The sequence below is a fragment of the Synechococcus sp. CCY9201 genome (assembly GCF_034931105.1).
GTDB lineage: Bacteria > Cyanobacteriota > Cyanobacteriia > PCC-6307 > Cyanobiaceae > CBW1002.
Genome location: NZ_JAYGIC010000005.1, coordinates 1 through 9,341, shown reverse-complemented (window position 1 = coordinate 9,341; position 9,341 = coordinate 1). Strand labels below are relative to the sequence as shown.

General features: G+C 67.4%; 9 protein-coding genes. 5 read left to right on the top strand and 4 right to left on the bottom strand.

Features of this window, described 5'->3' with window-relative positions:
• The 4 genes from rlmB to VB716_RS00600 all read left to right on the top strand — a co-directional run.
• A partial coding sequence (gene rlmB, locus VB716_RS00615) for a 23S rRNA (guanosine(2251)-2'-O)-methyltransferase RlmB (protein WP_323269452.1) occupies positions 1 to 1,363 on the top strand: 1,363 nt, incomplete at its 5' end.
• A 60-nt stretch (positions 1,364 to 1,423) separates the two neighbouring features.
• Entirely contained in the window at positions 1,424 to 1,684 is a 261-nt protein-coding gene (locus VB716_RS00610; protein WP_197155078.1) for a DUF1816 domain-containing protein, read from the top strand.
• A gap of 30 nt (positions 1,685 to 1,714) precedes the next feature.
• Positions 1,715 to 3,175 (top strand): Asp-tRNA(Asn)/Glu-tRNA(Gln) amidotransferase subunit GatA, encoded by a 1,461-nt coding sequence (gene gatA, locus VB716_RS00605; RefSeq protein ID WP_197155076.1) that lies wholly within the window; start codon positions 1,715 to 1,717, stop codon positions 3,173 to 3,175.
• A 131-nt stretch (positions 3,176 to 3,306) separates the two neighbouring features.
• A complete protein-coding gene (locus VB716_RS00600; protein WP_323269451.1) occupies positions 3,307 to 6,861 on the top strand; it encodes a DNA polymerase III subunit alpha in 3,555 nt (1,184 codons plus the stop codon).
• A gap of 20 nt (positions 6,862 to 6,881) precedes the next feature.
• Here VB716_RS00600 and VB716_RS00595 read toward each other — a convergent pair whose 3' ends face one another.
• The 3 genes from VB716_RS00595 to ruvA form a co-directional block, all read right to left on the bottom strand.
• Complete coding sequence (locus VB716_RS00595; RefSeq protein WP_197155072.1) at positions 6,882 to 7,328, bottom strand: PAM68 family protein; 447 nt, start codon at positions 7,326 to 7,328, stop codon at positions 6,882 to 6,884.
• A gap of 9 nt (positions 7,329 to 7,337) precedes the next feature.
• Positions 7,338 to 7,607 (bottom strand): 30S ribosomal protein S15, encoded by a 270-nt coding sequence (gene rpsO / locus VB716_RS00590; RefSeq protein ID WP_197155070.1) that lies wholly within the window; start codon positions 7,605 to 7,607, stop codon positions 7,338 to 7,340.
• Between the two features lie 88 nt (positions 7,608 to 7,695).
• On the bottom strand, positions 7,696 to 8,397 hold the full coding sequence (gene ruvA / locus VB716_RS00585; RefSeq protein WP_322757086.1) for a Holliday junction branch migration protein RuvA: 702 nt from the start codon (positions 8,395 to 8,397) through the stop codon (positions 7,696 to 7,698).
• Positions 8,398 to 8,421: 24 nt separating this feature from the next.
• On the opposite strand from ruvA, the gene VB716_RS00580 reads away from it, so the two are divergent.
• A complete protein-coding gene (locus VB716_RS00580) occupies positions 8,422 to 8,886 on the top strand; it encodes a hypothetical protein (protein ID WP_259722182.1) in 465 nt (154 codons plus the stop codon).
• Here VB716_RS00580 and VB716_RS00575 read toward each other — a convergent pair.
• Positions 8,834 to 9,341: DMT family transporter (locus VB716_RS00575; protein WP_323269450.1), on the bottom strand; the 508-nt coding region annotated here is incomplete at its 5' end. The genes VB716_RS00580 and VB716_RS00575 overlap by 53 nt on opposite strands.

Here is a 9,341-nt window from a genome sequence, read left to right as displayed (position 1 = left end):
CAGCGACGAGCGGCCGCCGGCCAGCCGACAGGAGCCCGAACCCAGCGGCGAATCGGAAAGCTTCGGCGGCGACACTCCTCCGGACCTGCTCTGGGGCCGTCATGCCGCCCAGGCGGCTCTGGAAAGCGGCCGGCCGATTCACCGGGTCTGGTGCACGCCGGAGATGCGCTTCAGCCCCAAATTCCTGCAGCTGCTGCGGGAGGCCAAGGCCAGTGGTGTGCTGGTGGAGGAGGTCACCTGGGCCCGCCTCGGCCAGCTCACCAGCGGGGCCGTGCATCAAGGGATCGTGCTGCAGACCGCCGCGGCCGAAACCCTCGATCTGCCCAGCCTGATCGAGGGTTGCCGGGAGATCGGCGAGCCCCCCCTGCTGATGGCCCTCGACAGCGTCACCGATCCCCACAACCTGGGCGCGATCGCCCGCAGCGCCGAAGCCCTCGGGGCCCACGGCCTGGTCCTGCCCCAACGCCGCAGCGCCGGCCTGACCGGCTCAGTGGCCAAGGTGGCCGCCGGCGCCCTCGAACATCTGCCGGTGGCCCGGGTGGTGAACCTCAACCGCGCCCTGGACACCCTCAAAAAGGAGGGCTATCGCGTCGTGGGCCTGGCCAGCGAAGGCAGCGTCACCCTCGAGGAGGCTGACCTGGATGGTCCGCTGGTGATCGTCACCGGCTCAGAAGGTGACGGGCTGTCGATGCTCACCCGCCGCTCCTGCGACCAGCTGGTGCGCATTCCCCTGCGGGGCGCCACCCCCAGTCTCAATGCCTCGGTGGCCACGGCCCTGATGCTCTACGAGGTGGCCCGCCGCAGCTGGATGAAGACCGTGCTGGGCTCCGCTCCGGCGCCGCGGATTGTGCGGCCGGCCCTGCCCAGTGCCGCAGCTGTCACCATGCCGGCTGTCTCCAGCGAACCAGAGTTGGACGACGAAGACGCACCCGAGGCAGCCGCATCCGCGGAAGCTGTCGACAGCCAGGGGCTGATCCAGGAGGCCACCAACTTGGTCGACACCCCTGATCCCGACCCTGCCGATCGCAGCCCTCTCGATCTCGCCAACTCCCCGCTCGACACGGCCGAATTGGACCCAGCCCCCCTGGAGGCCGCCCCTCCAGAGTCTGCTCAGCTTGGGGCTCCCCTCCTGGGCACCGTCGGTCACGACGCTGCCGATCTCCCGATGGCCGGCACCAGTGCTGCCCTGGTCCATTCCGATGACAGCAGCGCTGCTGAGGATCACGGGCTGCAGGACCAGGGAGCTGGCACCCCGTTTGAGGATCCGGCCCCGGACGCGCTCGTCAGCGACGACTTCACCGCCTCCGAGACTGGTGATGCCTACGGCGCCGCTTCCGGCTTTGACGGAGATATCCGGCTCTGACGGCATGGCGGATCAGAGGCCGATGACCTGGGCAGAATGGAAAGGACTGGCGCCCTTTTGATGAATCCCCTGCTCTGGCCCACGCGGAGTGTTGTGAATGGGCTGGGACTGGCCTGGTGGGCCCGGATCGAAACCCATGACCCCGAAGCCGTGTACTGGTTCGGCCCCTTCCTGCGGCGCCGTTCGCTGGAGGCCGCCCTGCCGGCCTTCCTCGCCGATCTGTCCGAAGAGAAGCCCGGATCGATCGAGCACGAGCTGGTACGCACCCACAAGAGCGAACCCCTGACCGAATTCCCCGACGACGGCGAGGGTGCCGACTGATAGCGTCCATCGCAGTCGGGATCAGGGTGGATGGGGATCGCCGCATGGCGTGAGCAGCTGAACAGCGGCGAGGTGTCCGCCCGCGAGCTCACCGATCACCATCTGGCCCGCATCGAGGCCGTGGATCCCACCATCCACGCCTTCCTCGAGGTCACCGCCGATCGCGCCCGCGCCGACGCCGATCGCATCGATGCGGCCCGGGCCGCGGGTGAGGAGCTCCCCCCCCTGGCTGGCGTTCCGCTGGCGATCAAGGACAACCTCTGCACCAAGGGGATCCGCACCACCTGCTCCAGCCGCATGCTGGAGAGCTTCGTTCCGCCCTATGAATCCACCGTCACCGAGCGGCTCTGGAACGCCGGCGGCGTGCTGCTCGGCAAGACCAACCTCGACGAGTTCGCCATGGGCAGCTCCACCGAGACCTCGGCCTTCGGACCCAGCCGCAATCCCTGGGACCCCGACTGCGTACCGGGCGGCAGCTCCGGTGGAAGCTCCGCCGCCGTGGCAGCCGGCGAAGGCCTTGCAGCCCTCGGTTCAGATACAGGTGGATCGATCCGCCAGCCCGCCTCCTTCTGCGGGGTGGTGGGTCTCAAGCCCACCTACGGCCGGGTGAGCCGCTGGGGGCTTGTGGCCTTCGCCAGTTCCCTCGATCAGGTGGGTCCGTTCGCCACCAGCGTGGCCGATGCGGCCGAGATCCTGCAGGTGATCGCCGGCGCCGACCCCCGCGATGCCACCTGCCTCAAGGCTCCTGTTCCCGATTACCTGGCCGCGCTGCGCCAGCCGGTGGCGGGCCTGCGGGTGGGCCTGGTGCGCGAGTGCTTCGAAGCCGAAGGGCTCGACCCGGAAGTGAAGGCCTCGGTGATGGCCGCCGCAGCCCAGCTCGAGGCCCTCGGCTGTGACCTGGTGGATGTGAGCTGCCCGCGCTTCAACGACGGCATCGCCACCTACTACGTGATCGCCCCCTCGGAGGCCAGCGCCAACCTGGCCCGTTACGACGGCGTCAAGTACGGCTACCGGGCCGAAGGAACCGGCAGCCTGGCCGAGATGACCTCCCGCAGCCGCGCCGAGGGCTTCGGCGACGAGGTGCAGCGCCGCATCCTTATCGGCACCTACGCGCTCTCGGCCGGCTACGTGGACGCCTTCTACAAGAAGGCCCAGCAGGTGCGCACCCTCATCCGCCGTGATTTCAATCGCGCCTTCGAGACGGTGGACGTGCTGCTCACCCCTACCTCCCCCACCACCGCCTTCCGCTTCGGTGCCCACAGCGACGACCCCCTGGCCATGTACCTGGCCGACCTGCTGACCATCCCGGCCAACATGGCCGGCCTGCCGGCGATCAGCGTTCCCTGCGGCTTCGATTCCAAGGGCCTGCCGATCGGCCTGCAGCTGATCACGGGCGTGCTGGAAGAGGAGCGCCTGCTGCAGGTGGCGCATCACTACGAGCAAGCCGCCGATGTGATGGCCAGCCGACCGGAAGCCGCCCTGGTGCCCTGAGCCATACCGCTGCCCTGGCCCGGAATCGCAGGCGGCACCAGGACCACCAGATCCGGCGGGCCTAGGGTGCACGGGGCCCCGTTGTCTGCGGTGGCCTGCCGTCTTCAGCCCGCTTCACCCCCGGCAACCCCTTGGCCTTCGTCCCTCTCCACAACCACAGCGACTACAGCCTGCTGGACGGGGCCAGTCAGCTGCCGGCGATGGTGGAGAGGGCTGTGGAGCTGGGCATGCCCGCCCTGGCCCTCACCGATCACGGTGTGATGTACGGCGCGATCGAGCTGCTGAAGCTCTGCAAGGGCGCCGGGATCAAGCCGATCATCGGCAATGAGATGTATGTGATCAACGGTTCGATCGAGGATCCGCAGCCGAAGAAGGAGCGCCGTTACCACCTGGTGGTGCTGGCCAAGAACGCCACCGGCTACCGCAACCTGGTGAAGCTCACCAGCATCAGCCACCTGCGCGGCATGCGCGGCCGCGGCATCTTTTCACGCGCCTGCATCGACAAGCAGCTGCTGCAGCAATACAGCGAGGGACTGATCGTGGCTACCGCCTGCCTCGGCGGCGAAATCCCCCAGGCGATCCTGCGGGGCCGGCCCGATGTGGCGCGGGAGGTGGCGGGCTGGTACCAGAGCGTCTTCGGAGACGATTTCTACCTCGAGATCCAGGACCACGGCGGCATCGAAGACCGGATCGTCAATACCGGCATCGCCGCGATCGGTGCCGAGCTGGGAATTCCGCTGTTGGCCACCAACGATGCCCACTACCTCAGCGTGGGGGATGTGGAAGCGCACGATGCGTTGCTGTGCGTGCTCACCGGCAAGCTGATCACCGACGAGAAGCGGCTGCGCTACACCGGCACCGAATACATCAAGAGCGAGGCGGAAATGCGCCAGCTCTTCAGCGATCACCTCGAGCCGGCGGTGATCGAGGCGGCGATCGCCAACACCGCCAAGGTGGCGGAGAAAGTGGAGGACTACGACATCCTCGGCCGCTACCAGATGCCCCGCTTTCCGATCCCGGAGGGGCACACGGCCGTGAGCTATCTCACCGCCGTGGCTGAGCAGGGCCTGCGGGCGCGGCTGAAGCTGGCCGAGGGAGACGGCTTCGATCCCACCTACGGCGAGCGCCTCGCCTTCGAACTGCAGGTGATGGAGCAGATGGGCTTCCCCACCTACTTCCTGGTGGTGTGGGACTACATCCGCTTCGCCCGCGACAACGGTATCCCGGTGGGTCCGGGACGGGGATCGGCCGCCGGATCACTGGTGGCCTACGCCCTGGGGATCACCAACATCGACCCGGTCACCAACGGTCTGCTGTTCGAGCGCTTCCTCAACCCGGAACGCAAGTCAATGCCGGATATTGACACCGACTTCTGCATCGAGCGCCGCGGTGAGGTGATCGAGTACGTGACCCGCCGCTACGGCGAGGAGAAGGTGGCGCAGATCATCACCTTCAACCGCATGACCTCGAAGGCGGTGCTCAAGGACGTGGCCCGCGTGCTCGACATTCCCTATGGCGAAGCCGACCGCCTGGCGAAGCTGATCCCGGTGGTGCGGGGTAAACCCGCCAAGCTGAAGGAGATGATCGGACCCGAATCACCGGCGCCGGAGTTCCGCGAGAAGTACGAGAACGACCCGAAGGTGAAGCACTGGGTGGATCTGGCCCGCCGGATCGAAGGCACCAACAAGACCTTCGGCGTCCATGCCGCGGGCGTTGTGATCGCCGCCGATCCCCTCGATGAGCTGGTGCCACTGCAGCGCAACAACGATGGTCAGGTGATCACCCAGTACTTCATGGAGGATGTGGAGTCGATGGGGCTGCTGAAGATGGACTTCCTCGGCCTCAAGAATCTCACCATGATCGAGAAGACGCTCGATCTGGTGCAGCAGAGCTGTGGCGAACGCATCGATCCCGACGATCTGCCGCCCGCCGATGAAGGCACCTTCGCGCTGCTGGCCCGCGGAGATCTGGAGGGCATCTTCCAGCTGGAATCGAGCGGCATGCGGCAGATCGTGCGCGACCTCAAGCCCTCATCCCTTGAAGACATCTCCTCGATCCTGGCCCTGTACCGACCAGGGCCTCTGGATGCGGGCCTGATCCCCAAATTCATCAACCGCAAGCATGGCCGCGAAGCGATCGACTTCGCCCACGAGACCCTGAAGCCGATTCTGAACGAAACCTACGGGATCATGGTCTATCAGGAGCAGATCATGAAGATCGCCCAGGACCTGGCCGGCTACTCCCTCGGTGAGGCCGATCTGCTGCGGCGGGCGATGGGCAAGAAGAAAAAGAGCGAGATGGAAAAGCACCAGAGCCTCTTCGTGCAGGGTGCCACGGAACGCGGAGTCGATCCGAAGCTCGCCGAAGCGCTGTTTGAGCAGATGGTGCTGTTCGCCGAATACTGCTTCAACAAGAGCCACTCCACCGCCTACGGCGCGGTGACCTACCAGACCGCCTACCTCAAGGCCCACTACCCGGTGGCCTACATGGCGGCGCTGCTCACGGTGAATGCCGGCGACAGCAGCAAGGTGCAGCGCTACATCGCCAACTGCAACGCCATGGGCATCGAAGTGATGCCGCCGGATGTGAATGCCTCCGGCATCGATTTCACCCCCGTGGGTGATCGCATCCTCTTCGGCCTCTCGGCCGTGCGCAACCTCGGCGATGGCGCCATCCGCCAGTTGCTTGAGGCCCGCGGCAGCGATGGAGCCTTCCGCTCCCTGGCGGATCTCTGCGACCGGATCCCCTCCCAGCAGCTCAACCGCCGCGCTCTGGAGGCCCTGATCCACTGCGGTGCTCTCGACGCGCTCGAACCCAGTGCCAACCGGGCCCAGCTGATGGCGGATCTGGATCTGGTGCTCGACTGGGCCAGTTCCCGCGCCAAGGACCGGGCCAGTGGCCAGGGCAATCTGTTCGACCTGCTCGGTGGTGGCCTGGCCAGTGGTGGTGCCGCGCAAGACAGCACCACAGCAGGCGGTTCGGCCAGCGGCGACCTCAGCACCGCCCCCAAGGCGGCCCCCGTGAAGGACTATCCCCCCACCGAGAAGCTGCGGCTGGAAAAGGATCTGGTGGGGTTCTATCTGTCCGACCACCCGCTCAAGCAGCTGGCCCAGCAGGTGAAGTTGCTGTCACCGGTGAGCCTGGCGGCCCTGGAGGAGCAGGCGGACAAGGCCAAGGTGAGTGCGGTGGTGATGGTGCCGGAGCTGCGTCAGGTCACCACCCGCAAGGGCGATCGCATGGCGGTCCTGCAGCTGGAGGATCTCACCGGCAGTTGCGAGGCGGTGGTGTTCCCCAAGAGCTACGCGCGGCTCGCCGATCACCTGATGGTGGATGCGCGGCTGCTGATCTGGGGCTCGGTCGACCGGCGCGACGACCGGGTTCAGCTGATCGTGGACGACTGTCGCAGCATCGAAGACCTGCAACTGCTGCTGGTGGAGCTGCCCGCCGAGGCCGCTGCCGACATTGGTGTGCAGCATCGGCTGCGCGAATGTCTGCAGCGCCACCGTCCGCCCCAGGACGAAGCGGGGTTGCGGGTGCCGGTGGTGGCGGTGGTGCGACAGGCCGAGAAAACCCTCTATGTGCGCCTGGGCCACCAGTTCTGTGTGGCCGATGCCGAAGCTGCCGTCGCCACCCTGGGCTCGGCAGACTTCCGGGCGACGTTGCGCTCTCCCCTCAAGGCGGGGTAGGGCTCAAGGCGGGTAGGACCTCACTCAGCCGGGCTGCCCTGACGCATGGCCCGCACAGACTGACGCAGTCGTCCGAGATTGACGCGGATCTGCTCCAGCCCCAGCAGGCTGCCCGGCACATCTTCCCAGCTGGAAGACAGAACGCCGTAGCTCAGGCCGACCAGACCCAGCAGGAAAAACGCTCCGGAAGTCACCAGGGTGAGGGCGGGAGCGATGTCCACCACACCTCGGCTGACCAGAAAATAACTGGCCACGAACACCCCCATGCCAAGAGCGGAGGGAATGCCGGTGGCAATGGCGATACGACGGGCCATGCGATTGGCCACCATCTCAGGAATGGCCTGCTGACCACGGGAGGCTTTGGCGCTGCCCGAGGCTTTAGGGCTGATTGAGGATTTGGCAGTGGCCTTTGCAGGCTTCCTGGACCCGCGGGGCTCAAACGGCTTGGGCTGTCCCTGGCGGGCCATGGCGAGACCTCAGCCGCGGATGCCGAGGGTGGCGATCAGAGAGGTGTAGCGATCCTCGCTGTTGCTGCGCAGGTAGGCGAGCAGCCGCTTGCGGCGACCGATCATCTTCAGCAGACCCTGGCGGGAGGAGAAATCGTGGATGTTCTTCTGCAGGTGTCCGCTGAGCTGACTGATGCGCTCGCTCAGCATCGCCACCTGCACTTCGACCGAACCCGTGTCGGTGCCGTGGGTCTGATGGCTGTTGATCAGTTCCTGCTTCTGGATGGTGTTGAGCGGCATGGGGGCGGCGTCTGGCCCGTAACGAACAAACATCTACCCTACCTTCCGGCAGAACAGCTCTCTGGCTGGCCATTCCTTCCTGTTTTGGTCAGGCCGCTGGCCGCGACAGCCAGCGCAGGCAGGCCGCCAGCCAGGTCTCGGCGTCGCCGCAGAGGCCCAGCTCGCCCTGGGCAACAGCGACGGCATCACTGGCCGCCACGGCCCGCAGGGCCCGGTGAATCTCCAGCACCTCATAACCGAGGGCCTCGAGCGTCTGCTCCACCTCGCTGCGGGTGGACGCGACCAGGGCCGTCGCCGCGCCCTCCGCTCCAGCGGTCGGACTCTCCGCCCAGTCGTCGAAGCCATCCACCACGCCGTCCAGCAGGTCAGCGAAGCGCTCCTGCAAACGGCTCCGCAGTTCCACCGACAACCGCTCCGCCGTGCGCTTGCCCACCCCGGGGGCACTGCTGAGCTGGCGCAGATCCGCCTGGACGATGGCGCGGGCCAGCTCCTCGGCCGCCATCGCACCCAGCAACCCCAGGGCCATCTGCGGGCCCACGCCACTCACGGCCACCAGCTCTCGGAACAGGTCGCGCTCCTGCCGTTGGGGGAAGCCGTAGAGCGTCCAGGCATCGTCCCGGATGGCGTGATGGATGTGCAGGCTGAGCCGCGACCCAGCCGACGGCAGCTCCCGCCAGTGCCGCTGGCTCAGTTGCACCTCATAGCCCACGCCCTGGCAGAGCAGCAGCAATCCGCAGCGCGCCCCCTGCTGCCAGGGATCGCTCACCTGCCCTTGCAGCCAACCGATCATGGGGAAGCTCGCTTCGTCGCCCCCATGCTGCCCGCCCTGCCACCCCCCTCGCAGTTGCGCCGGCTGCTCACAGGCAGCCTGATCCTGCTGGCGCTGCTGCTGCCGCTGAGCCTGGGGGGATGTGGCGGCGTGGGGCAGCCGCCGCGATCGGTGCTGCTCAGCGCCCTGGGCCTGCAGATCGACCTCACCCAGGGAGCCATTGCCCAGGCCCTGGCCCTGGAGCCGGCCGGCCCGCCCGAGGTGAGCCGGGTGCGGCTGGAGCACCAGGAAAGCCTGGCCATCGGCGAGGCCAAGGGCCTGCACCTCAACGGCCGTTTCGACTGGCGCCTGGCCGGCGATCCCATCCGGGTCGATACCCCCTTCGATCTCTATCTGCAGCGGGGCGAGCGGGGCCAGAGCTGGCGGCTGGCCCAACCGACCGGCAGCAGCGACGGTCTCAACCAGGACTGGCTGACCTACCCCCTGCCTCTGAACGGCCGCTCAGGCTGAGCAGGGTGGCCAGCAGCACCAGGGCCGCGCCCAGCAGCGTCCAGCCGTCGATCCCCTCCTGGAAGATGAGCCAGCCCCAGAGCCCGGCGAACACCACCTGGGCGTAGCTGATCGCCGTGGCCTTAGCCGCCGGCAGGGCGGTGAGGCCCCGGGTGAGCCACACCTGGCCCAGCTGGGTGAACAATCCGACCCCCACCAGCCAGAGCAGCTCCACCGGCGTGGGCATCACCGGATCGAGCGCCACCAGCGGCAGGCTCAGGGGCACGGCCACCAGGGGGAAATAGAACACGATCACCAGGGGATGCTCACTGCGGCCCAGCTGGCGCACGCTCACGTAGGCCAGGGCAGTGCACAGGGCTCCGGCCAGGGCGATCAGCACCGGAATCAGCGGCAGGGAAGGGGCGGAGGCCCGGCCCATCCCGCCCAGCAGCGCCGCCGGCTGGGCCACCAGCAGC

Bases quoted from the DNA above. Each gene is read 5' to 3' on its own strand.
- VB716_RS00580 (WP_259722182.1), top strand. From the start codon at position 8,422: ATGCTGCCCGCCCTGCCACCCCCCTCGCAGTTGCGCCGGCTGCTCACA.
- VB716_RS00595 (WP_197155072.1), bottom strand. From the start codon at position 7,328: ATGGCCCGCCAGGGACAGCCCAAGCCGTTTGAGCCCCGCGGGTCCAGG.
- gatA (WP_197155076.1), top strand. From the start codon at position 1,715: ATGGGGATCGCCGCATGGCGTGAGCAGCTGAACAGCGGCGAGGTGTCC.
- rpsO (WP_197155070.1), bottom strand. From the start codon at position 7,607: ATGCCGCTCAACACCATCCAGAAGCAGGAACTGATCAACAGCCATCAG.
- VB716_RS00610 (WP_197155078.1), top strand. From the start codon at position 1,424: ATGAATCCCCTGCTCTGGCCCACGCGGAGTGTTGTGAATGGGCTGGGA.
- ruvA (WP_322757086.1), bottom strand. From the start codon at position 8,397: ATGATCGGTTGGCTGCAAGGGCAGGTGAGCGATCCCTGGCAGCAGGGG.